Raw genomic sequence first — 23,323 nt, 5'->3', positions numbered from 1 at the left:
CGCCGTGACTCAAACAACAGTCAATCCAGCATAGCCGAAGTTCGATCGCGATCGCCCCGAGAATACCCTGACGGAAACTCCCCAGAACATCCGGAACAATGTTGAACCCTCAACCGTCGGGAACGGCCAGACCTTGCCGTCAACAGCCGTCATTCGCGGCGATTTAAGAAACAGGGAATCCCATTCTCGCGTTTTATCGGCAATTTTCAGGGAACGACTGGGCTATTTTTCTTAAGATCTTGCCCCCGCACAATCACTGATCCCGTCCCCATCATCTAGGGGAATTTACGGATAGGAATTCGTGATTCTACGGCACTACAATAAAGCCAGACATTACTTCTACCTTGCCATCATGGTCTGCGATTTACCCGGTGTAAACACCCTCCTTAGGGCGTTTACAGATATCCATACCGCCACGAAAACCGGAAAACTTAGCTTAACTCTTCAAGGAGAACAGTGGCATTACTACTTTCTCGACGGCCGCTTTCTCTTTGCCTCAGGCGGCCCCCATCGGGTGCGTCGTTGGCAACGGGCCTTAAATCGTCACTGTCCCCATTGGCGCATCGACATCCAGGGCGGAATCCCCAAGGGATTATGGGAATATCAACTTCTCCATCGTGCCGTATCGAGTGGTTCCCTCGAAGTCAGCACCGGCAAAGCCATTTTAGCCGCGATCGCCGCTGAAGTCCTCTTTACCAGCCTGCGGCCGACGGACATCACCTGTCAATGGACGCCCTCTCATCACCCCCCCCAGCATGAATCGCGACTGGCCTTATCCCCCAAAGAATTTCGGCGTTTATTTGACTCCGTTTTGGGGCTATGGCAACAATGGCAAGGATTGGGCTTAACCTACATTAGCCCCGATCACGCCGCCCTCTGGACGGGCAAAACTAGGGATTCTAAACACGCCTTAACCACCCGCTCGGCCCGGACCTTTTTTAACGGACAATATACCCTGTGGGACATTGCCCAACGGCAACGGCGATCGCTGAGTGATCTCACCCGCACCCTGCATCATTTTATCAATCAAGGAACCCTACAACTGCGAGATATCGGCGATTTACCCTCACCCATCGAACAAATGCAGATGGTGGCCGCCGCCGTCGCGCCTCCTCGTCGTACCATTGCCTATATTGACGACAGTGCCACCGCTGGGGCGTATCTGCGCCAGATTATCGAGCCACAAGGGTTTGAATTGATGTTTATTCAAAACCCATTACAAGACTTACCCCTATTATTAAAACAACAACCGGAATTAATTTTTTTAGATCTAAATATGCCCTTGATTCACGGTTGTGATTTCTGTAGCTTCTTACGCAAAACCTCTATTTTTCAGGCCACCCCCATTGTTATCCTAACCAACAGTGATGGAACCGTCGATCGCCTTCGCGCCAACATCTCTGGGGCCTCAGAATTTCTCGCTAAACCGGCCCAACGGCGGGATGTACTACAAGTCCTCGATAAATATATTCAGTCGATGCCCCTGACCTCGGCCAACGGGCAATTGTTTAACAGCCATCGCTCAACTGTCGGATGAACTGTACGATGAACTGTACGATGATCTTGATGCTAGGAGTCAGGATGTTGCCCTTATGTCTATCGAGAAGTCTATCGAGTTCAACCGCGATCGCATCATCGTCAACGCCTCGGACATGGCCGCGATCGAAACACGCCTCTTTGACGCCGGATTTCCCGTGGCCGCCCTCATGGAGAAAGTGGCCGGCCGCATCGCCCAATGGCTCAGCCAGTGGCTGCAACAGACCGCCAACGAGTACCCCAACCGGCCTCAGATTGGGGTACTCGTTGGCCCCGGTCATAATGGCGGCGATGCCCTCGTTGTAGCCCGAGAATTGTGGTTACAGGGCTATCCCATCTGCCTCTATCGCCCCTTAGACAAAGCCAAATCCCTCACCCAAGCCCATCTCAACTATGCCCAATCCCTGGGGATTCCCATCCTTGATACTTACGACGATCTCAAATCCTGCCATCTCATCCTCGATGGCCTATTTGGCTTTGGGCAAACTCGCCCCCTAGAGGGAGACTTAGCCCAACTGGTGACCTGGCTCAACCAACAGCCGCAACCCTGTATTAGCATTGATATTCCCTCAGGCCTGCACACCGATACCGGGGAGGTGTTAGGGGTGGCCCTGCGGGCCGAGGTGACCCTTTGTTTAGGACTCTGGAAACGGGGACTCCTTTGCGATCGCGCCCTGGAGTATGTCGGCCAAGTCCAACGCATCGATTTCGATATTCCCCAAGCTGACATCGAAGCGGTTTTAGGTCCATCTCCGGCCTGGCAACGAATCACCTCAGATTGGGCCAAACAGGCTCTCCCCCTACCTCGCGCCCAATCAACCCATAAATATCAACAGGGCCATCTGTTACTCATCGCCGGTTCAGGTCAATATGCCGGTGCTGCCATCTTAGCGGCCTTGGGAGCGCGAGCCAGTGGCGTGGGCATGGTGACTCTCGCGGTTCCTGAGTCTCTTAAACCGCTCCTCAATGCCCAACTTCCCGAAGCCTTAGTCCTCAGCTGTCCCGAAACCCCTGACGGGGCGATCGCCCAACTTCCCTCAGACATCGACCTCAGCCGCTATGATGCGATCGCCCTCGGTCCAGGCCTAACCCAAAACAGCCCCTCTTTACTCCAGCAAAGCCTTCAACATCGCGCTCCCCTCATTCTCGATGCCGATGGTCTAAATCTCCTGGCCGCCGCCTCAGACTGGCAACAGGGACAACCCGAAACGACATTTTGGCGTAACCACCCCCTCATCCTCACCCCTCATCCCGGAGAATTTCGCCGCCTCTTTCCCAACCTATCTCAGCCCTCTCCCCCTGAGGCCGCCCAACAGGCCGCCAAACAGTCCGGGGCCATCTTAGTGCTTAAAGGAGCGCGAGTGGCGATCGCCACCCCCGAGGGCCAGGTTCACATGAACCCCCACAGTACCCCCGCCCTAGCCCGAGGTGGCTCAGGAGATGTCCTAACCGGGCTAATCGGGGGGCTAGTTGCCACGGGAGCGCGTCAACAGCATCCCCTCCCATCCCTCGTCGCCGCAGCGGTCTGGTGGCACGCACAAGGGGCGTTACAGGCTCAAAAACAACGGAGTTCCCTGGGGGTGGATGCCTCGACGTTGGCTCAAACTCTTCCCGATGTTCTCGGCCGTGAACGTTAAATAAGACTCGCTAGGATAGGGGGAAATTTAATTAACCCATCAAGAGATCATGATATTTAAAGTCCTACAACGGTCTACGCTGACCCTGGTGACGCTGATGAGTCTGACGTCGAGCGGTTGGCCCCCAAGAGCTGACGATACCCAGGCCCTGATTGAACGTTGGCAAACCCTGGAAAATAGCTGGGAAGAGGACTATTCCGAGTATTTTGGCCGCTCTCTGAGCGATCGCCCTCCGGTGTTTGAGGAGATGATTGAGATATTGGCCCAACAATCGCTGGCCAATCGTCAAACCTCAGCCATTCTCTATGCGATTCCCCATGACGAGGAATTAGAACTGATTTTAGCCACCTCAAGCGGGGTGGCGGTTCAGGTTCGGGTTCCGGTGACGCAGCAGGAACTACTCGCTCAGGCCCGCGAGTTTGAACATGAACTGATTAACCCGAGACGACGTCGCAGCACCGCCTATAAGACGGTAGCCCAACAACTCTACGATTGGCTCGTCGCCCCGTTAGAGGAGCAACTTGAGGCCGAGGGGATTGAACAGATTATTTTCTCCTTAGGGGAAGGCCTACGCACCTTACCGATGGCCGCCCTTCATGATGGTGAGGGCTTTTTGATTGAACGCTATAGTTTAGGGAGGATTCCCGGCTATCTGTTGATGGACGCTGAACCGCGATCGCTGCAACCGGCCCAAGTCTTAGCCATGGGAGCCTCCCAGTTTTCCGATGCTGCCCCCTTACCCGCTGTTCCCCTGGAACTCGCCTCGATTGTGCCACGACTCTGGCAGGGCAACAGTTTCCTCAATGACGGATTTACGGTGGCCAATTTGCAACACCAACGCCAACAAGGAAACTACAGTATCGTCCACCTGGCGACTCATGCTCAGTTTCAACCGGGAGACGCCGACAACTCCTATCTGACGTTCTGGGATCAACGAGTCTCCCTGAATCGCCTGGGGGAGTTAGATTGGACGAGTCCTCCAGTGGAGTTATTAGTCTTGAGTGCCTGTTCGACGGCTCGGGGCGATACCCAGGCGGAGTTGGGGTTTGCGGGATTGGCGGTTCAGTTGGGGATTCCCACCGTATTAGCCAGTCTTTGGGCCGTCAGTGATGTGGGAACCCTGTTACTGATGACGGAGTTTTACGAGCAACTGAAAACCGCCCCCAATCCGGCGGTTGCTCTGCGTCGTAGTCAATTAGCGGCCCTGCGAGGGGATTTGGACTTTACGCCCCCACCGATGAGCGATAATTTACCGGCAGGAACCTTAGTGGGGTCTCCTTTGCCTGAGAATGTAGAGCGTTTCGATGTCTCTCATCCCTACTACTGGTCAGCGTTCACCAATATCGGAAATCCTTGGTAGTATTGGGGGTTAGACGGAGGTTTCTCGGATTTCGGTGGACAATTCTCGACCTGGCACATTGACAGGCCGCATCCGTCGGTTCAAGATTAAGGTTATTCACTGATTGTCGATTAAGCGATTAACGGACTTGGAACCCCCGTCCGGTAATTTTTTACAAAACACTTGACAAGGAAAAGGAGTTGTGTATGTGGACTGCGATCGCCGTTGGGATATTAGCATTTATCTTTTCGAGCTTTGTTGAGTATTGGATTCATCGGCTGATGCACCATTCTCCTCGTTTCGGGGAACGTCACCGAGATCATCATCGCCGCAACGAAGGACAAGGCGTTGTTTGGGAGTTTCGCGATTATGTCAAAGGTGCGGCGATCGCCATGCTGTTACCCTTCGCCATTTCCCTCAATGTCGGCTTGGGTTGGCTGATTGGGGCCTTAGCCTTTGCCCTCTTTTCCGCCTACGCTCACCAGTTACAACATGAGAACCCCAGAAAATGTTTCTGGATGTCGATGCCGGTTCATTACGTCCATCACAAATATCAGATGTGGCATCACAACTTTGGCTTAGCCGTCGATTGGTGGGATTACGTCTTTGGAACCTATAAAAAAGTTGATTGGCTCGCCGACGAAGATCCCCAAGTTCCGCAACGGGGCTACTTAGAATTGCAATGGTGGTAAGTGGTGTTAGTGATGGTATCGTAGTCGCCATCTAACCATCGCCATTTCAAGTTGAAACCCGACGTTCAACCGAACTTCAACCGAACGTTCAAGCAAACGTTTAATCTGTTTAAGGAGTCATATCTGATGAGTATTTTACAAGAAGCCAAAACCCATTTTGAGGCGAGTCATCAACATCCCATCAATCAGGTGTTGCACCATATCACCAACTTTTTAGCCCTTTCTGCTATTGGATTGTTATGGTTTAATCCCAAAATTAGCATTGTCTTTTTGGTGATTAGTCAAATTTTTGCCTGGGGCGGTCATGCCGTATTTGAGAAAAATCACCCCGCCTTTTTTAAGTATCCTGGCATTACCATTTTGGCGTCATTTGCCTGGTCATTTGAACGCTGGTTTGGCTTTCGTCAGTTGCTCGTGAAAGGCGATCGCAACCCCGTTTAATGGAGGCTGGGGCAATAGTATGTGCCAATTATGTGCCAATTAAAAATATGGCACAAACAGCCCTCTAGCCGTCCCATTAAGCTGCTCAAAAGTGACCCAACAGGGGCAACCTTGTTATCTGCCAGAAAATCCGCTATCTTCAGATAGGCTTTTTGCAAAACCGACTCCTATCTTAAAGGTTTTGTTAGAATCCTGGCATTCATTTTCATTTATTCCATTTTCACTGGACAGAACAACATTATGTACGACGGACTTTTAGTCATCGATGCCGACGCACACAAAGTCGAGAATCCGATGATTTTCCGGGACTATGTCGATCCCGCCTATCGTAACCGTATTGGTATGATTGTCGATCGCCTCGGCGATCAGCGCGCTCGCGTGATGGATTACAACCCCGTCACCGGAACCACCGACTTACCCCGGATTTTCCCCAAACCCGAAGGCTTCGGAAAAGGTGGCTTCCGCACCCTGCACCCCGAAACCACCCTCGGCGCCTTGTTTAACAGCCGCCGCATCCAAGACATGGACCAAGAAGGGGTTGACGTTCACGTCATTTACGGAACCTTTAACCTCACCTTCTCCAGCATCTTCGACAAAGACCTGGCCGTCGCCTTGTGCAAAGCCTACAACGACTACATGGCCGAAGATTGCCGCAAATGGGGCGATCGCCTCAAACCCATCGGCGTCGTTCCCCTGCAAGACGTCGATGAAGCGGTCAAAGAAATGTATCGCTGCGTCAACGAACTGGGTATGGTTGGCGTGGCCACCTCTCCCAACATCCCCATTCCCCACCCGGCGGCCCCCAACGCCTTCCCCGAAATCCGCACCTGCAAACATATCAGCCACCCGGACTTCTACCCCATCTTAGAAGCCGCCGTCGATCTCGACATCGCCCTCGGCTTACATGGTGGACCCGGTTCCGACATGGTGGGTGGAATCGCCGATCATATGGAAACCTTTGTCCTCAACCACATTTTCGTCCAGCGCAACCAGCAACAAATGGCCATGGCGCGGATGGTGTTTGACGGTGCATTTGAGAAATTCCCCACCCTGCGGATTGGCTTCGTTGAAGGCGGTTGCGGTTGGCTTCCTGACCTCTCCCACTCCTTCCACGAACATTGGGAAAAACGGATTCGTGACTTCGATCCCAAAAACCCCTACCAACCCTCTTTGCAAGAAGTCACCCAACTGATGATCAAAGAACGGGGGAACAGCGTCAATATCTTCAGCCAGGTGAAAAACCTGTTTGATATGTTGTGGACGAAAGAAAAAGACCCCCGCAACATCGACGACGCCAGCCTCTACGAACATTACGATTTACGTCATCGGGACCCGATGGAGTACTTTGAACGGGGACAAATTTTTGTCACCTTTGAGTCTGACGATCCCGGTCCGGCCTATCTTCCCCAAGCCATGGGTGAAGTGGGTAAACGAGTGGCTTGTTTCTCCGGCGACTATGGTCACTGGGATGGTGTCCTTCCTAACTGCGTCCGCGATGCAGCGACGGTGGCGGACTACGATCGCGACCACCTCGCGGCCCTCCTCGGTGGAAATGCGTTAGACCTGTATGGCGATCGCCTCCGCAACTCCATTACCAACGTCCAAGAAGCCACGGTGACCGCCTAGAGACTCGGTTTCATCGTTCTGATCTGGTTTTGATCTCGGTTTGATGTTGCGATCGCGCTCATCATCTTAACCCGATCCCGAAAACCCCTCGTCTTAAACCCGATGAGGGGTTTTTCTCTGGTTTTTCTCTGATAATTGCCATATCAAGCAGGACATCCGCTATAATCGGGCTACACCCGTTCAACAGTCCCCGTTTAACAGTCCCCGTTTAACAGTCCCCATTTAACGTTGAACCGGAATTACATTAATCTATTAGAGAGGGTTGCTAAGATGGCAAACAATTATAGCTATGACCTACGCCAAAAAGTAATTAAGGCCATTGAAATCGATGGAATGAAAAAGTGTGACGTCAGTGAAGTCTTCGGGATTAGCCGCAATACCATTCATCTCTGGCTCAAACGCAAAGCCGAGACCGGAGATTTTCGCCCCCGAGACTATCGTCCACCCGGTCATAGTCATAAGATTAAAGATTTGGACAATTTTCGCGCCTTTGTCGAAGAAAATGCCGATAAAACCCAAGCACAAATGGCTGAATTATGGCCCGATGAAATTAGTCCGAGAACCATCTCGCGTTGGCTGAAAAAACTGGGATTCGTTCGGGAAAAAAATCTCTGGGTTTTGAAGAAACAGTCCAAGTCTAATTCAAACTAGAGCGTGGTGAACCCGAAACAGGCTCTCGAAAAACAGGCTCTCGAACAGCGGCGTTCGGGGGCCGATCTCCCCTGTTCACTCTCAACTTAATTCAAGAGGCTAGAGATCGCCCACCCCAGTAGCCAGAGACTGAACACAATCCCCGCCACAAGGACGAGCACCAAAACGACCACCACCGACACCAACAATAGGGGATTCACCGGTTTACGAGACGCGGGACTGGGAGTATCCAAATGAGCCTCCAGCAGCCGCATATTGCGTAGATTGGCCTTCCAAGTCGCGTCAAAAATATCGCCGAGGACTGGAACCACTCCAACTAGGGTTTCTAGCAAGATATTGGAGAGCATCTTCAGCAGTACAGATTTAGAAATCCCCAACTGAAGCGCATTGACGACAATATAGACTGACAACACAGCACCAGCCGCATCTCCCCAAGCCGGAAACAGTCCCAAAATCGGATCAAGACCAATGCGATACCCTGTACCGGGAATGGGAATCGACTGATCGAGGAGATAACTCAGACGCTGTAAGCGATTCACCTGACTCCCTTCGGGGTGAGAGGCTGGCTTCGGCTTCGAGTCGGTGGGGTTGGTCATATCAAGAGGCTACGCTAGGAAGATGGCGTTGAGGTCTTAGGGACTGGGCCTTGTCTACAAGTCTGCCACAGGCGGAGAATTGTCCACAGATTTCGAGTCCCCTAAGTTAAAATCAACAGGTCAACAGACTCAAGTCTCAATCTCAAACATCCATGTCTATTTTTGAAAAAATCTCCAGCGCCCTCAACGATCCCAACTTACAGGCGAACGTGGGACAAATTGGCGGGATTATTAGCACCCTTCAGGAGAGTGGCGGTCGTGAGGGACTCAATACCAACACCAGCCAGGTTCTGCTGTCTCTTGTCGGTAAACAAGTTCAGTCTAGCCTTAAATCGAAATCCGATCGCGAGGGAACCGGAACCGTCCAAACCCTAATTGAACAGTTTGGCGGAACTCAATCGAGTCTCGAAGCCGTACAAGCCCTACTCTCGCCCCAACAGCAGCAAGAGGTGGTTTCTGAAGCCAGCCAAAAAACGGGGGCGAATCCCAACCAAATTCAGGCGCTATTGCCTATCTTTGTACCTCTGGTCTTAAATCTCCTCAAATCGGGAAATCCTAACCAAGATCCCCAAGCAGGCGACAACCCAGTTCTGATGGACTTCCTCTCTGGCGATGGCGGAATCAACATTAGTAACGCCATTAGTCTCGCCAGTCAGTTTCTCAGCCGTTAGCCGCCGACTGGGTCAGGACGGCCAAAAAATGTCCCCCAAACCGATTGGCTGGGGGAAGTAATTTTAGAAGCGGGTTAAAAGCGGGTGACGCGATTCGAACGCGCGACATTCACCTTGGCAAGGTGACGCTCTACCACTGAGCTACACCCGCAGAACGCTCACTTGCGTTTGCGTGTTTACTATCATGGCAAAATTGTCAGGGGATGTCAACCCCTTAAGGCAATTTTTTTTGAAATTTTTGGAAATTTTCTGAGATGGCCGGTGACGAGGGAGTAGAAGCCCCTGATTCTCCACCCGTTTCAGCCCTCACGGGAACCTCAATGGAACTGTTGGGCGTAAAACTGAGCGTAGCGTCCATCGGCGGCCAGGAGTTCGGAGTGGGTTCCCGACTCAATCAGTTGTCCGCGTTCCATGACCAAAATGCGATCGGCGCGGCGGACCGTGGCCAGGCGGTGCGCGATAATCAGAACCGTACGATCGCCGGTAATCCGTTCTAAGGCCTCTTGCACCAGAGCTTCTGATTCCGAATCCAGGGCTGAGGTGGCCTCATCTAAAATCAGGATACTCGGATCGAGGAGGACTGCCCGCGCGATCGCCAACCGTTGCCGTTGTCCCCCAGATAGGGTGACGCCCCGTTCCCCCAAGAGAGTAAAATAACCATCGGGGAGTTGGGAAATAAACTCATGGGCGTTGGCCACCTTCCCCGCCTCAATCACCTCTTCGAGATCGAACTCCTCCCGGCCAAAAGCGATATTTTGGGCCACGGTTCCCGCAAACAAAACCGTATCCTGTGGCACAATGCCAATTTGTCGGCGTAAACTCTTGAGCGTCACCTGGGCCACATCCACCCCATCGAGGAGAATTTGACCCTGTTGAGGCTGATAGAAGCGGGGAATGAGATTGATGAGCGTTGATTTGCCAGCCCCAGACGCCCCCACCAGGGCGATGGTTTCCCCAGGGAGAATCAGCAGATTCAACGTCTCTAACACCCAGACGGGAGACGGAGTATCCGGCGAACCATAGGCAAACGACACCTGAGAAAACTCAATCTTGCCCGTCACCGGCGGCAGGGCGATCGCCTCGGGGGACTCCCGGACCGACGGCTGAAGATGCAGTAACTCAAACACGCGATCGACCGACGCTTCTCCCTGCTTAAACTCGTTGTAATTACTGGTCACGAGAGAGATCGGATCAATCAACATGGCCACCGCCGCAATATAACTGACAAAGCCGCCACCCGTGAGATGTCCCTCGGAGATTTGCCAGGCCCCCAAGTAGAACAACAACAGCACACTCATGGCTTCGAGGAACCCCACCACCACAAACTGGAGTGCCTTGAGTTGTTCGGCGATGTATTTGGTGCGACGGTTGAGATCCGCCGCTTGAGAAAAGCGATGATTGGCGTAGTCTTCAGCGGCGAATCCCTGAACTAAACGCATCCCGGCGAACAATTCCGTCAATAAGGCCGCCAAATTCGAGATTTGGGTTTGACTGCGACGGGAGACTTTCAAGAGGCGATCGCCAAAACCAGCAATCAACCCAGCCATAATCGGGGCAATCAGAAACGTCGCCAGCGTCAACTGCCAATTCAGCCATACCATATAGCCGAGAACCACCAACAGTTGCAAAACACTGGGGAGGAACTGATGAAAGACCTTGTTCACCACCTCACCGATGCGATCGATATCTTCCGTGAGGCGATAGGAGAGATCCCCGGTTTTGGCCGTGGCAAAATAATCCAGACTCAACCGTTGCAAATGAGCGTAGGTTTGACAGCGTAAATCAAACGCCGTCGCAAACGCCGCCCGGGCCATCAACGCATCCTGTCCATATTGAACCGCCCCTCGAACCACAAAAATGACCGCACTCCAGGCCGCCAATTGTGCGATCGCCCCCACATCCCCCTCACCGATATATTCAGCAATCCGTCCCGCCAGCCAGCCGAGAAGGGGCCAAAACAGCGTAAATCCCAACGTACAGGCGATCGCTGCCACAATCACAGAGCGATGAGGCGACAAATAAGGCAACAACAGCCGGTAACTCGACGGCGATGAAGACGGCGATGGAGAAGATAAGCTCAAAAGAGGTATCAAACCAAAAAACATCCCCTTGATTTTAGGGGATCTTATCGTTGCGTCACATCACAGTCCCTCAAGGCCTCGGCGATCGTCTTCAAACTCACCGGTTTCGTCACAAACCCCACCATTCCCACCGCCTCACAAGCCTCCTCATACTCGGGTAACACATTCGCCGTCACCGCAATCACCTGAGGCCGTTGTGGCGGGGACCATTCCGCAAAAATACATTCGGTGGCCTTAATCCCATCCATCTTGGGCATCTGAATATCCATCAGAATCACATCGTAAGCTGTTTGACGGACCGCTTCAACCGCTTCGAGGCCATTATTCGCCACATCGGCCTCATATCCCAACCGTTTCAACAACCGTAACAGCACCTTTTGATTGACGAGATTATCTTCCGCCAAAAGTATGCGTAACGGGTGTTGCTGGCTAAAGGTATCATCCATCATTGGGGAAGGAGTCAAAACAACCACAGCTTAAAAAGACAACTCCTACTGTACACCAATTGCTTAGTCGGCCTGGAGGAATAAGCCTGCCCCAAGACCATGAATTTGAACACCAACGTTGAAGACTTAGCCCCATCGAGCAACCCACCTAACTGAACAGAAACTCAGTGTTTTCCACCGCTGCGACATTGGCCGCCACCAAATCCGTTTCCGCCTCCGAGAAGTTATCACCCACCTGTAAACTGGGGACATCGGCCGTTGTCGCCGCCACATAAACCGAGAAACCCGGAGACTCGGCCGCCAACACATTATCCAACAGCCGCACCTGATCCGGATCCGGAATTTGCGTCCCGGCGCTGATCAATAACGACCCGGTCATATTATCAGCACTAAAGCCGCTAACCGTATTTTCCTGAATCAGTAAGTTTTGGAAATTACCCGTCCGCAAGGTAATTCCCCCATCCGTTCGTCCTCGGCCCGCGCCCGACTCTCCATTAATGGTATTCCCTGAGACCGTGATATCCTCCAGAGGATTCCCCTCATCCTCAGTTCCTGAGAGTTGAATTCCCGATCCTCCCTCAGCCGCAACATTGAGGGTATTATCCGAGAGGGTGCTACCAATGAGTAAATCCGCCACGATCGCGTCACTCTCGGCTTCAGTCCCAACGGCATCCACCACATTTCCCGTCACCGTAGCATCACTCAAGGTACTCAAACTAATGCCAACCCCTTCGATGTTATTGAACTGATTATCAGCAATCCTGACCCCAGTCCGGCGTTCATCAGGACGCACCGACAGTCCCACCTCTTCAAAGACATTATTAACGATGCGTAGATTGTTACCGGTGTTGTCTGCATCGACACCTTCACTAAAGCTGAAGCCATCCAAGGTGACACCATTCGCATTCACTTCAACGGTGGCGGTAATTTCCGATTCATCACTACGACTCTCCTCGCCAGCCGTCCCAGCATTAGCCCCGAGTAACGTGACCGACTCCGATAGATTGAGGGCCTCGCTATAGGTTCCGGGAGCAATGCGAATGGTATCTTGACCATTGCCCACACTCACATCATCATTATTGCCAATTTCCTCATCATCCAAAGCATCGACAATCCGACCATAGACCCGAACCGTCCCGGAATTTCCGGCATCCGTTTCGATGCTGATATCTAAATAGGTGCTGTTATCATCAAAGGCACTCACCCCGCCACTGGTGAGGGTAATCGTCCCGTCACTCTCAATGGTGATGGCATCTTCGAGCGTCTCACCCTCGTCGGTTTCGACCCCAACAATGCTGAACCCTTCAGCCTCTTCAGCCGCCACCTGGCCAATTACCCCCGCACTGTTGGCCACCAGGAGTTCCGCACCTCGTAGCTGTGGTGTGGTCGTCAAGTTAGCATCGGGATCAGCCTCCTCTTCCTCATCATCATCATCGCCGCCGCCTGGGTCATCCTCAATATCATCAAAGTTCGGTAAATCAGCAAAATCGGGGGCAAACACGCCCTCGGTGAGATTGGCGACCGGAACACCAGGCAGAATAGCAATCACCGAGTCTGAGTCGCGACGAGTAATCACCGCATCATTGACGTTAAGGCCAGTTCCCTGATTGATATCGATATCCTCGAAGGTGAGAAGTCCTCCCAGGAGTAGGCGATCTTCTTCGGCACTATTAAAGTCCAAAATGATATCTAACCCCGGTTTATCAATCAGGACAAAATTATCGGCCCCCCGGCCCCCATGAAGGGTGTTATTTCCCTGACTACCGACGAGGTAATCATTCCCCTGGCCGCCAGCGAGGAAATCATTGCCGCGATCGCCAAACAGGGTATCATCGCCCTGATTCCCAAAGAGAAAATCATCCCCCTGTCCCCCTCGGACAATGTCGCTACCATCGCCGCCAGCGATGGTGTCGTCATCGGAATTGCCAAACAGGGTATCATCCCCATCATCGCCAAAGATGGTATTGCGGCCCTCGCCGCCGGTCACCAAGTCATTGCCACGACCGGCATAGATCACATTCGCCCCGGATACACCGGCGATGGTATCGTCACCGGCATTGCCAAAAATCGTATCATTGCCATCATCCCCCGACAGGTAATCATTGCCGGGGCCACCCACGATGACATCACTACCGCGACCGCCAAACATTGTGTCGTTGCCATCATCACCGATGAGGGTATCATCACCACGATTTCCCGCCAGAATGTTATCGCCCTGTTGTCCGTAGATTAAATCATTGCCATCAGCCCCTCGGATTAGGTCATTTTCCAAACCGCCCAAGATGGTATCGTTGCCAAGACCGCCGACGATGATATCTTCACCAGGGCCACCGGCGAGGACATTATTGCCGCCTGTACCAACGATGGTGTCATTGCCCTCAATGCCACGGATAATATCATCACCGGTTCCCCCAACCAGGGAATCATTGCCTTGAGCTCCGACGAGGGTATTCTGTCCCGATTCTCCGAAAATGACATCATCGCCGTCATCTCCGGACAGATAATCATTACCCGCCCCCCCAAAGAGAGTATCGTTGTCCTTGCCTCCAAAGAGACTGTCATTCCCCTCATTGCCGAATAAGACATCCTCACCGGGGCCTCCCGCTAGAATATCGTTCCCGGCTAAGCCAAAAATGGTCCCGTTCCCCGCGCTCCCGACAATCGTATCGTCCGCTTCGGTGCCGCTAAACAGGCTATCCTCTTGCTCTAAGGCAACATTCAGTCCAACCATGTCAAATACTCTCTCACACTTGGTTTCCCACAGGTCGATTGCCTTGCTTGTCTTGATGGGTTGACAGACAAAGCACAGAGATCCGGGGCGGGGAACCCTAACACGTTAACACGACGTGCTACATTGCTGTTGGGTTGCCGATCGCCGCCATCAAATTCTAGCCGCTTCTGGGTCATGTTGGGTTTTAAACGTCCCTTGACGGAGATATTAACCGATTGGCCGGGCAGAGACTTTGATAGATTTAAATTTTGGCTTGTTTGTACTATGTTCGTTGTCTGACTGGGGGAATTTTTAGCCGTGTCTCATCCGACTTCTATGCCGTTTCACCTTAATCCGATCCACTTTGGTACCGATGGTTGGCGCGGAACCATCGCCGCTGATTTTACCTTCGAGCGGGTGGCCCAGGTGGCTCCCGTGGCGGCGGCGGTGTTAGACCGTCATTATGGCCCGACGGCGCGATCGCGTACAGTGGTGGTGGGCTATGACCGTCGTTTTATGGCCGAGGATTTCGCCCAACTCGCGGCGGATTGCCTCGTCGCAGCGGGGTTTGATGTGCTGTTATCGGAGTCCTACGCCTCCACGCCGGCCTTCAGTTGGGCGGCCCATCATCGCGGCGCGTTGGGGGCCATTGTGATGACGGCCAGCCATAATCCGGCTCGCTATTTAGGCTTAAAAGTCAAAGGAGGCTTTGGCGGCTCGGTTCCCCCGGAAATTACCCAGGAAATTGAGGCTCAACTCAAGGCCGGAAACCCAGTCACGGCCGAGACGCCGGGAACCTTAACCCACTTCGATCCCTGGACGGAGTTTTGCGCGGATTTACGCACCAAGGTGGATATCGAGGCGATTCGTCAGGTACTTGAGTCGGGCCAATTAACGGTGTTTGCCGATGTCATGCACGGCTCAGCGGCGGGGGGATTAGCCAAGATTTTAGAGGCGCCGATTGAGGAACTCAACAGCGATCGCGATCCCCTCTTTGGCGGAGGCGCGCCGGAACCGCTCCCGAAGAACCTGGCCGGGTTGTTTGAGGCCATTAAAGACCATCGTCTCCATAGTCAGGGATTAGCCGTTGGCATCGTCTTTGATGGCGACGGCGATCGCATTGCCGCCGTCGACAGTGAAGGCAATTTCCTCAGTTCCCAGGTGCTGATCCCCATTTTGATGGAACATTTGGCGCAACGAAAGGGACTCTCGGGGCAAATTGTCAAAACGGTGAGTGGTTCAGACTTAATCCCGCGCTTGGCCCAACTTTATAACTTACCCCTGCTAGAAACCCCCATTGGCTTTAAATATATCGCCGATATCATGCTCTCCCAGGATGTCCTCCTCGGTGGCGAGGAATCCGGGGGAATTGGCTATAACACCCATATTCCCGAACGAGATGCGCTGTTGTCGGCGTTGTATGTCCTAGAGGCGGTGGTGCAGTCGGGTAAGGGCCTCGGCTTGCTGTATCGGGACTTACAGGAGAAAGTCGAGTTTGTCTCGATGTATGACCGGATTGATTTGCCCCTAGCCAGTATGGCGGTGCGTCAGGCCCTCGTCGATGAGTTAGAACAGCGTCCGCCGGCCACCATCGCGCAGAAAGCCGTGGAGAGTTGCCAAACCACCGATGGCTATAAGTTCCGTCTCGCCGATGCCAGTTGGCTATTGGTGCGCTTTAGTGGCACAGAACCGGTGTTACGGCTTTATTGTGAAGGACCGAGTGCCTCCGAGGTGCGTCAAACCCTGCATTGGGCCAGAGATTGGGCGAAAGGGGTTGAAGCCTCGATGGCCTAGGCTTTAGGTTCGCCTGGGGGTTCGGGGAGTTTTCCCCGGCGATCGCCCCTGGGTTTTCGCCAACACCGCCACGCCGGCGACAGCAATCTGAGACTGTTTCAGAACTGCCAAGGCTTCTTGGGTTGTGCTGCCGGTGGTGTGAATGTCGTCGAAGAGGAGAACAGGCTGTCGGGGTGGACGACGTTGAAAGGCTGGCCCCAGGGCGATCGCATTCTGCAAGGTCTGTTGACGCTGTTGAGGGGTTAACTGGAATAGGGCTTGGGTGTTTTTAACTCGTTTTAGCCCCTTAGCGGCTAAGGGAAAGCCGGTTAAATCACAAAAATACCGCGCCAGACGTTCGGCTTGATTAAAGCCCCGTTGTCGCTGTTTATCCGGGTGCATGGGGATGGGAACGACAATGAGGGATTGAGGCAAACTGGGGGACTGTTGCCAGGCTTCGGCGATTCGATGGCCCAGGGGCCGCGCCAGTTGGGGGTTATTCTCATATTTAAGGGCCGCGATCGCCCGTTTGAGGGTTCCGCTATAGGTTCCCCAGGCAAATAGGGGCAAATCTCCCCGCCACTGGCCACAAGGATGACGCTGGCGACAGTCGTCGAGGCGACGTTGACAGGCGACACAGAGTTCTTGTCCCTCCAGGGGGCGATCGCACAGGGGACAGTTGGGACGTAAAACCAGGTTGAGAAGGGAATCGAGTAAACGCACCAGGTCAAAACTTTTGCCAACTTAGGGATTATATCACTTAAAAAACTGGCGGCAGTTCTTCGGGAACTGCCGCCAAAAGGACTCATGATTCAGCATTATGATTCAGCGGTCTAATAGAGATGCCCTGACTCAAACTGAAGAACAACAAACTAGCTGCGTTTGCGTTTGCGGGTGGCGAAGAGAGAACCGGCCATGGCACCTAAACCCAAGAGGAGAGAGGGTTCAGGAACAGGTTCAACTGACTCAACCATAACCACCAAATCATTGTAGTCCCAGTCGCTGCCTTGATATTTATCCTCAAAGGCAACGATAAACTCATTATCGGTGAAGAGTCCAGGTTGCTTGCCGGGAAGATCCATATCAAAGCTTCCATCGCCTTGATAGATGGCAGAATGACGAATGCCATTGGGATTCTTACTGTCATCGGAGTAGAAGGTTCCCTGGGGACTGGTGATATAGAAGCCGAAGACATTTCCAAAGTTCTCAACGGTCTGCAGAGCGATGCCTCCTCCGTTGTCTGGATGTCCTTGGGTAACACTGGTGACGGTGCCACCGTTGAAGAAAGACACCATACTTACATCTTTGGAGGTATCTGATCCGTTAAAAATTTCCAGTTTCAAACCCGATTGGTTAAAAATACCAAAGGTATTCTCTGAGGCGAAGCCAGCAATTTCAAACATGAATTGCGAGATCGAACTTCCCGTCGCTGTATTGGTGAAGTATTCGTAACCCGTTTCAGCGGCGTTGACATCAAAGAAGTCACCGCCAACCGTCAAATAGTCTAATGACCCTTGCAGAGTGCAGTCATTGTCGATGAAACAACCGGAACCGGGACCGGGGTAGTTGTCATCGCTATCACTGCTAATACCGGCAGGGGTTCCGAGTTGTGCCGAGGCGGGGTTAGCACCGATGACGAGTCCGCCGAGGGCGATCGCAGCGCCTGCGGTCAAGGTCAGGGTTCTTTGGGTGAGTTGAGTCGTCGTTTTCATGATCAGTTCCTTTATTTGCGTGTTTATACTTAAGTGCCTCTGGGTATCACTATAAATAATCCGTCAAGGCTTTGGGGGTTTATACTGAAATCTTTACGAAGGCTTTAAAGAAGAGCCGTAATTTTAAGGGTTTTGTATCGAATGTGTGAAGATGGGGTCCTTCCGGGAACCTCAGTAGTCCTACGGATTGACGAATTTATGGGGTTTCTGCCGGACAAGATGACGAGGGCGTTACAATCGACGGGAGAGCGATCGCAAAACTTCAAAATTCCGTGGCAGACGTTTTTCAACTCACCGCTTCCGAGGGAGTCCCCCGGCCCTGGCTGGGCGATCGGGCCTATTACCTGAGTCAATTAGCCGCCCAACCCGAGCCGATTTTGCCGGGAGTGGTGGTGTCGGCGCAACTGCTGCGAGAGGTATGGGAGACCACCCCCTGGCGCGATCCCCTATTTGCCGAACTCTCCCACAGCACCCTGCATCTGCAAACCGATGATTCCCGACAACTCCAGGCCATCGCCCAACAGATCCGTCAGGCCCTGCTGAATGTAGAACTTCCCGAGGCCATCGCCGCTGACCTCAGTCACGCTATTGATCCCCTCGATGCGACTCAGCTAATCTTTCATCCGTCCTTACATATCGAAGCCCTCGGGCCAGACCACGATCCCCTGGCGATCGCGGCCCTGTTAGAAAGTCACGTCAGTTCCAGCGATCGCGCCAGCCTCAGTCAAACCCTCAAACAAGCCTGGGCCGAACTGTTCCGCGCCCGCTGTCTCCTCTATTGGCAACGGGCCAAGATTCCCCTAGAACAGATTTATTTAGCGATTCTCATCCAACCCCTACGGCCCACTCTCGTCTCAGGATTTCTCAACCTGCGTCGGGATGCGATCGAGATCATTGCCACTCGGGGCTTACCTCAAAGCCTCTGGAATGGCTGCATCGCTCCAGAACGCTACCAAATTGAGGCCGACAGTGGCCAAATCCGTCAGCATCACCCCGGAACGCCCCTCTGCTACTATCACCTCTGTCCCGACTCAGGGGAGATTCAAGTGGTCGCCGTCGGTAGCGATCGCCCCCAGGGACCCGTTCTCAAACCCAACCTATTGCGACAACTCCGTCATCACGCCCAACACTTCTATCAGCACTTAGATAATCAGCACCTAGACCCAGAGGGCGATCGCGCCGATCTCGAATGGGTCTTAACTCAGCAGCACCCAGACGCCACCCCAACCTGGTACATTAGCCAATATTATCCCCAAGGTTCCCCCAGTCTCACGATCCCAACTCTGACCCAGCCGACAGGCAATCGCCCCAGTCAGCCCAGCCAATTCCAGGGAATCGCGGCTTCGAGTGGTCAAGTCTATGGTGTAGTCTGTCGGCTGTCAGATCTAGATATTCAAGACAAGACGGGCCAGGCCCCACCCAACCAGCAAATTTTGGTCGTTCCCCAGTTTGAGCCGCAAGATGCCCCACCCTGCCAGCATCTCGTCGGACTCATCAGCGAAAGCGGTAGTCGCACTAGCCACGGCGCCATTTGGGCGCGGGAATTGGGCATTCCGGCCGTTATGGGAGTCGCCAATCTGACCCAGCAGGTCGAAACGGGACAGGCGATTTATCTCGACGGCGATCGCGGCCAAGTCTATCTCAACCCAGCCCCCAATTTGCCGGTATCTTCTCCCATCCGGGCCTCTTCACGCACCCCAATGTCTCCAACCCTTCGTGTTCATGGAACCGAGCTGTTTCTCTCCTTCAGTCAACCTCAGCTTGCTTCCTCCCTGGCGCAACTTCCCGTCGATGGCGTGGGCTTAATCCGCTCAGAACTGCTGGCCCAAAGCCTCTCCCTGAGTCAATACCCGCCCCCAGAGCGGCTGCACCACTTGAGTGAGGGCTTAAGGGCGATCGCCGAAGCCTTCGCGCCCCGCCCGGTGTACTATCGCAGCCAGGATGGAGGACGGCCCGGACAAGCCCTCGGCTTACGGGGAACCCTGGCCTATACCCAGGATGCTCGTCACTTTGAAGACGAACTCACCGCCCTAGCCCAAGTCCAGCAGGCCGGATATGACAACCTGCGTTTGATTTTGCCCTTTGTCCGCTCCCTGGAGGAGTTTAAGGCCGCTCAAACCCGGATTCATGAACGAGGCTTAGACGAATCTCCGGGGTTTCAATGTTGGTTAATGGCCGAAGTTCCCTCAGTCGCGGTGTTACTTGATGAGTATGTCGAGGCTGGGGTGCAGGGAATTGCTATCGGTAGCCATGATTTGAGTCAATTGATTCTGGGTTTCGATCGCGACGATCCCCAAGTGGCCGCCCATTTCGAGGTCACTCATCCGGCGGTTTTAGAGGCGATCGCCCGTTTAGCCCTCAGCGCCCGTCGTCTCAACATTCCCTGTACCATCTGTGCTGATTCCCTGGCCCCAGCCTCTGGCGATCGCGCCCTAGAAGCATTTATCCGCTGCGGTGTCACCGGAGTCTGCCTCAGTCCCGACAATTTAGAGAATCAGATTCGGGCCATCGCGCAGGCCGAACAACGGTTACTCCTGGACGGGTTTTGGCAAGGAAAGCCAGCCCCAGGAGGCTTGCCGCAACTGGACTAGATGGCTCGTTTGTTGGCCTCAATGGCTTCGGTGTAGCGGCCTAATTTTTGCAACACGATGCCCTTGTTCATCCAGGCTTGGCGATCATCGGGCTGACGTTCGACAATGATATCCCAGGTCTGATTGGCCTCCTCCCAGCGATGAAGCTGTTGCAGAGCATTGGCTCGTAGCCGATAGCCTTGCAGATCCTCGCCATCGAGTTCCAGGAGGCGATCGCAGGCCGTCACCACCTCCTCAAACTCTTCGAGAGCCTGATAATTCAAACTTCGTTCTCGCCAGAGACGGGCATCGTCGGGATTGAGGGCTAAGGCTCGTTCAAGAAACCGCAATGCAGCATGATAATTTTGCCCCTGAGCCTGTTCTTGGGCTTTCTGATAAAGCTGTTCAGCTTCTTGCGCGTCACTGGCGGCATCACGAGGGCGATTGGCATCAGGTTCAACCACCGAGGCCTTGAGATCCCCTGACGCCACCGCTGGCTGTTCTTGGGCGCGATCTAAGCCCAAAGCCCGATTATTGGCCTCGATCGCTTCTTCATACCGGCCTAACTTCTGTAGGGCCACCCCTTTATTGATCCAAGCATCTCGGAAATAGGGATTCAGTTCTAAGGCGGTATCCCAACTCTCAATGGCCTCTTGCCAGCGTTCTAAACTGGCTAAGGCGACACCCCGGCGAAACCAAATATCCGAGTCGTGGCGATCGAGTTCTAAGGCTTTATCCCAGGTGGCGAGGGCTTCATCCCAACGTTTGAGTTGTAACCCCAAGGCGACACCTCGGTGAATCCAGGTTTGGATATCTTGGGGATTGATGGCCAGGGCTTTATCCCAACTCTCTAAGGCGGCTTGAGGCCGTTTCATTTCATGTTGCAGATCGCCGAGATGACTCCAGGCTTCGGCGGAGTTGGGGTTGAGTTCCACGGCTTGCTGATAGACGGCCAGGGCCTCCCGGAAGCGTTTGAGTTCGGCGAGGGCATCACCGCGATAAATGAGAGCTTGTAGATTCTCGGGATCGGCCAGGAGGACGCGATCGAAGGCCAGCAAGGCGGCTTCGTTATTGTCTTGATTGAGTTGTTCGATGCCGAGTTGCATCCAGCGTTTGGCTTCAGCCTCCTGATTGGCGGCGTCGGCTTCTGTCTCGGCTTGAGTCTCCGTCTCCGTCTCCGTCTCCGATTCGGGTTCGGGTTCGGGTTCTGGGGCCGGTTCTGGGGTAGCCGGGGCGGTGGTTGATACATTGGCCTGATCGCAGAGTTTGCGCCCAATTTCGCCGGCGAGGGTGGCGATATGTCGTGAACTGCTTTGACTCAGGGCCACGAGTTTTTGGCCGAGTTCCCCTTGGGGGCGATCGTCGAGTAAGCGAGCGTTGCCAAAGCGGTGCAACCAAGCAATCCACTGTTCATCGCTGGCGCGATCGCTCAACACCTCGAAGAAACGCTCCACTTTAACCCCACTCCAACCTTGACTCACGCCATCGAGCAGTTGTAGGAAGTAGTATTCGTATTCCGTGTCGCTCAATGACGACGGGGACGGTGTGACTGATTCCTGGGGGGCGGTTGCGCCAAATAAACCTCGGAAAAAGTTAATGATCCCCTGTACGATCCGCCTCAGCATGGGTTCTCTATCTCGTCTCGTCTAACCTTCTGATTTTAATGGGGATTGGAACCGGCGATCGCCCCATCTTGGGGAAATGCCCCTCGGGTTGTTGACGAGGGTTGATCCTACGGTTGATCATGAATCATCACAGTCGTTGCATCGGCTCATGTTTAGGATCAATGATTTTCTGACCGGCCCGGGCAAACTTCACCGCTAGGGAGAGTTTGGGGGCGTTGCCGAAGATCATCGAGACTTCCCCCATGCCAAAGTGGTCATGAACGACGCGATCGCCCACCTTCCAGTCTTGCGTCAGTTGCGCTCGATTAGAGGCGGCGTACCCCTTACCCTTGGCGGCGACGCGGTTTCGCGGCTGGGTATTCCCTTTAATGAACTCGCGGGGGAGTTCCCCCAAAAACTGAGATGGGGCGGCGGTTTGAACTTGTCCCCAGAGACGACGACTGAGGGCGTGGGAGAGAAACAGTTGTTCTTGGGCGCGGGTAATCCCCACATAACAGAGTTTGTCCTCTGCGGGTTTTCCTTCCAGGACAATGGCCGCATACCCGAGCCGGCCCAGCACCTGGGCAGCCTGGCCGCCGGAGTTGGCCTCCTTGATGCCGCCGGTCAGCGGGCTTTTACAGCCCACGGAAATTCGGCCGGACATGGCGGCAGCGCTTCCGCTGAGCAGCCCCGGAGCAATGACCAGTTTGTTTTCGGCTCCCAGGGGATGGCACAGGGGCGGGACCTCCTTGGCCACCACCGTCGATGTCATGCCCCGGCCGCCAAAGCCGGCGTAATCGCCGATGGGTTCTGTTACAGCTTTGGGGGGATGGTCCGGACCCATCTGGATGCGGAGAATTTTGTCCATGTGAACACCTCCTTATGATGCGGGCTGGTTAAGGGATCGGTAAAAGGCAGAATTGATTTCATTTTCTATTTTTATGGGAAATCCGGAAGATGTCAAGAATTTCATGCAGATGGCCGGGTTGCAAATCCAAAGGCCAGGGTTTAGCACTCGTCGGAATTGTCAAGGCCAAGGGCCGGGTCCGGGGGCTTGCCGTTTTGTCCGTCTTTGTAGCATTTGCCCGCATACCAGTTGATCTGGCGGCAGACGCCCCGGATCAGGCTGACCTCCCCGGCGCGCAGGGGCAGGCGGGAGAAAAATCGCCGGAACCGGTCCATCCAGTGATCCGGGTTCTCAGGCTGAAGATAGTTGATGCGCACCAGGGTTTCGGTTA

Annotated in this window: 18 protein-coding genes, 1 tRNA gene and 1 pseudogene; 10 read left to right on the top strand and 10 right to left on the bottom strand. The window is 53.8% G+C overall.

What is annotated here, in order from left to right:
• Positions 1–301 precede the first annotated feature (301 nt).
• The 7 genes from R6U67_RS16260 to R6U67_RS16230 all read left to right on the top strand — a co-directional run bounded on the left by R6U67_RS16260 (position 302) and on the right by R6U67_RS16230 (position 7,922).
• Positions 302–1,537, top strand: coding sequence for a response regulator (locus R6U67_RS16260; protein WP_410253519.1), 1,236 nt, complete (start codon positions 302–304; stop codon positions 1,535–1,537).
• A 55-nt stretch (positions 1,538–1,592) separates the two neighbouring features.
• Positions 1,593–3,173 (top strand): NAD(P)H-hydrate dehydratase, encoded by a 1,581-nt coding sequence (locus R6U67_RS16255; RefSeq protein WP_410253518.1) that lies wholly within the window; start codon positions 1,593–1,595, stop codon positions 3,171–3,173.
• Positions 3,174–3,222: 49 nt separating this feature from the next.
• The gene (locus R6U67_RS16250; protein ID WP_410253517.1) at positions 3,223–4,533 is read left to right on the top strand and encodes a CHAT domain-containing protein; all 1,311 of its coding nucleotides are present in this window, start codon (positions 3,223–3,225) and stop codon (positions 4,531–4,533) included.
• A gap of 185 nt (positions 4,534–4,718) precedes the next feature.
• Positions 4,719–5,204 (top strand): sterol desaturase family protein, encoded by a 486-nt coding sequence (locus R6U67_RS16245; protein WP_410253520.1) that lies wholly within the window; start codon positions 4,719–4,721, stop codon positions 5,202–5,204.
• A gap of 126 nt (positions 5,205–5,330) precedes the next feature.
• Positions 5,331–5,645: an Mpo1-like protein gene (locus R6U67_RS16240; RefSeq protein WP_410253516.1), complete on the top strand. Its 315-nt coding sequence runs from the start codon at positions 5,331–5,333 to the stop codon at positions 5,643–5,645.
• Positions 5,646–5,885: 240 nt separating this feature from the next.
• Complete coding sequence (locus tag R6U67_RS16235) at positions 5,886–7,271, top strand: amidohydrolase family protein (protein ID WP_410253515.1); 1,386 nt, start codon at positions 5,886–5,888, stop codon at positions 7,269–7,271.
• 270 nt (positions 7,272–7,541) lie between these two features.
• Complete coding sequence (locus R6U67_RS16230) at positions 7,542–7,922, top strand: helix-turn-helix domain-containing protein (RefSeq protein ID WP_410253514.1); 381 nt, start codon at positions 7,542–7,544, stop codon at positions 7,920–7,922.
• A gap of 86 nt (positions 7,923–8,008) precedes the next feature.
• Here R6U67_RS16230 and R6U67_RS16225 read toward each other — a convergent pair whose 3' ends face one another.
• Positions 8,009–8,518 (bottom strand): DUF4112 domain-containing protein, encoded by a 510-nt coding sequence (locus R6U67_RS16225; RefSeq protein ID WP_410253513.1) that lies wholly within the window; start codon positions 8,516–8,518, stop codon positions 8,009–8,011.
• A gap of 152 nt (positions 8,519–8,670) precedes the next feature.
• Between R6U67_RS16225 and R6U67_RS16220 the strand changes: the two genes are divergently transcribed.
• Positions 8,671–9,189: a hypothetical protein gene (locus R6U67_RS16220; protein WP_410253512.1), complete on the top strand. Its 519-nt coding sequence runs from the start codon at positions 8,671–8,673 to the stop codon at positions 9,187–9,189.
• Between the two features lie 79 nt (positions 9,190–9,268).
• Here R6U67_RS16220 and R6U67_RS16215 read toward each other — a convergent pair.
• From R6U67_RS16215 to R6U67_RS16200, 4 genes are all read right to left on the bottom strand, one after another.
• A tRNA-Gly gene (locus tag R6U67_RS16215) sits at positions 9,269–9,340 on the bottom strand.
• 166 nt (positions 9,341–9,506) lie between these two features.
• Entirely contained in the window at positions 9,507–11,270 is a 1,764-nt protein-coding gene (locus tag R6U67_RS16210) for an ABC transporter ATP-binding protein (protein WP_410253511.1), read from the bottom strand.
• Positions 11,271–11,314: 44 nt separating this feature from the next.
• The gene (locus R6U67_RS16205) at positions 11,315–11,734 is read right to left on the bottom strand and encodes a response regulator (protein ID WP_410253510.1); all 420 of its coding nucleotides are present in this window, start codon (positions 11,732–11,734) and stop codon (positions 11,315–11,317) included.
• 130 nt (positions 11,735–11,864) lie between these two features.
• A complete protein-coding gene (locus tag R6U67_RS16200; RefSeq protein ID WP_410253509.1) occupies positions 11,865–14,447 on the bottom strand; it encodes a hypothetical protein in 2,583 nt (860 codons plus the stop codon).
• A gap of 315 nt (positions 14,448–14,762) precedes the next feature.
• Here R6U67_RS16200 and R6U67_RS16195 point away from each other — a divergent pair, with 315 nt between their 5' ends.
• Positions 14,763–16,220, top strand: coding sequence for a phosphoglucomutase/phosphomannomutase family protein (locus R6U67_RS16195; RefSeq protein WP_410253508.1), 1,458 nt, complete (start codon positions 14,763–14,765; stop codon positions 16,218–16,220).
• Between the two features lie 3 nt (positions 16,221–16,223).
• Here the strand turns inward: R6U67_RS16195 and R6U67_RS16190 are convergent, their stop codons facing one another.
• Complete coding sequence (locus tag R6U67_RS16190) at positions 16,224–16,922, bottom strand: ComF family protein (protein WP_410253507.1); 699 nt, start codon at positions 16,920–16,922, stop codon at positions 16,224–16,226.
• A 149-nt stretch (positions 16,923–17,071) separates the two neighbouring features.
• Complete coding sequence (locus tag R6U67_RS16185; protein ID WP_410253506.1) at positions 17,072–17,911, bottom strand: DUF4114 domain-containing protein; 840 nt, start codon at positions 17,909–17,911, stop codon at positions 17,072–17,074.
• Between the two features lie 272 nt (positions 17,912–18,183).
• Between R6U67_RS16185 and R6U67_RS16180 the strand changes: the two genes are divergently transcribed.
• Positions 18,184–20,502 carry a putative PEP-binding protein gene (locus R6U67_RS16180; RefSeq protein WP_410253505.1) on the top strand — a complete coding sequence of 773 codons (2,319 nt, stop codon included), beginning with the start codon at positions 18,184–18,186 and terminating at the stop codon, positions 20,500–20,502.
• On the opposite strand, the gene R6U67_RS16175 is transcribed toward R6U67_RS16180, so the two are convergent.
• The 3 genes and pseudogenes from R6U67_RS16175 to R6U67_RS16165 all read right to left on the bottom strand — a co-directional run.
• The gene (locus R6U67_RS16175; protein WP_410253504.1) at positions 20,499–22,106 is read right to left on the bottom strand and encodes a tetratricopeptide repeat protein; all 1,608 of its coding nucleotides are present in this window, start codon (positions 22,104–22,106) and stop codon (positions 20,499–20,501) included. The genes R6U67_RS16180 and R6U67_RS16175 overlap by 4 nt on opposite strands.
• Positions 22,107–22,233: 127 nt before the next feature.
• Positions 22,234–22,953 carry an aldehyde ferredoxin oxidoreductase N-terminal domain-containing protein gene (locus tag R6U67_RS16170; protein WP_410253503.1) on the bottom strand — a complete coding sequence of 240 codons (720 nt, stop codon included), beginning with the start codon at positions 22,951–22,953 and terminating at the stop codon, positions 22,234–22,236.
• 140 nt (positions 22,954–23,093) lie between these two features.
• Positions 23,094–23,323, bottom strand: a pseudogene (locus R6U67_RS16165) (hypothetical protein); the annotation flags it as partial.

The sequence above is a fragment of the Sodalinema sp. genome (assembly GCF_046483825.1).
In the GTDB taxonomy this organism is placed as follows: domain Bacteria; phylum Cyanobacteriota; class Cyanobacteriia; order Cyanobacteriales; family Geitlerinemataceae; genus Sodalinema.
The sequence above is the reverse complement of the archived record's forward strand: the minus strand, read 5'-3'. Positions and strand labels throughout refer to the sequence as shown.

Coding starts and splice junctions, on each gene's coding strand:
- R6U67_RS16255 (WP_410253518.1), top strand. CDS start 1,593: ATGTCTATCGAGAAGTCTATCGAGTTCAACCGCGATCGCATCATCGTC.
- R6U67_RS16250 (WP_410253517.1), top strand. CDS start 3,223: ATGATATTTAAAGTCCTACAACGGTCTACGCTGACCCTGGTGACGCTG.
- R6U67_RS16245 (WP_410253520.1), top strand. CDS start 4,719: ATGTGGACTGCGATCGCCGTTGGGATATTAGCATTTATCTTTTCGAGC.
- R6U67_RS16240 (WP_410253516.1), top strand. CDS start 5,331: ATGAGTATTTTACAAGAAGCCAAAACCCATTTTGAGGCGAGTCATCAA.
- R6U67_RS16235 (WP_410253515.1), top strand. CDS start 5,886: ATGTACGACGGACTTTTAGTCATCGATGCCGACGCACACAAAGTCGAG.
- R6U67_RS16230 (WP_410253514.1), top strand. CDS start 7,542: ATGGCAAACAATTATAGCTATGACCTACGCCAAAAAGTAATTAAGGCC.
- R6U67_RS16225 (WP_410253513.1), bottom strand. CDS start 8,518: ATGACCAACCCCACCGACTCGAAGCCGAAGCCAGCCTCTCACCCCGAA.
- R6U67_RS16220 (WP_410253512.1), top strand. CDS start 8,671: ATGTCTATTTTTGAAAAAATCTCCAGCGCCCTCAACGATCCCAACTTA.
- R6U67_RS16200 (WP_410253509.1), bottom strand. CDS start 14,447: ATGGTTGGACTGAATGTTGCCTTAGAGCAAGAGGATAGCCTGTTTAGC.
- R6U67_RS16195 (WP_410253508.1), top strand. CDS start 14,763: ATGCCGTTTCACCTTAATCCGATCCACTTTGGTACCGATGGTTGGCGC.
- R6U67_RS16185 (WP_410253506.1), bottom strand. CDS start 17,911: ATGAAAACGACGACTCAACTCACCCAAAGAACCCTGACCTTGACCGCA.
- R6U67_RS16175 (WP_410253504.1), bottom strand. CDS start 22,106: ATGCTGAGGCGGATCGTACAGGGGATCATTAACTTTTTCCGAGGTTTA.
- R6U67_RS16170 (WP_410253503.1), bottom strand. CDS start 22,953: ATGGACAAAATTCTCCGCATCCAGATGGGTCCGGACCATCCCCCCAAA.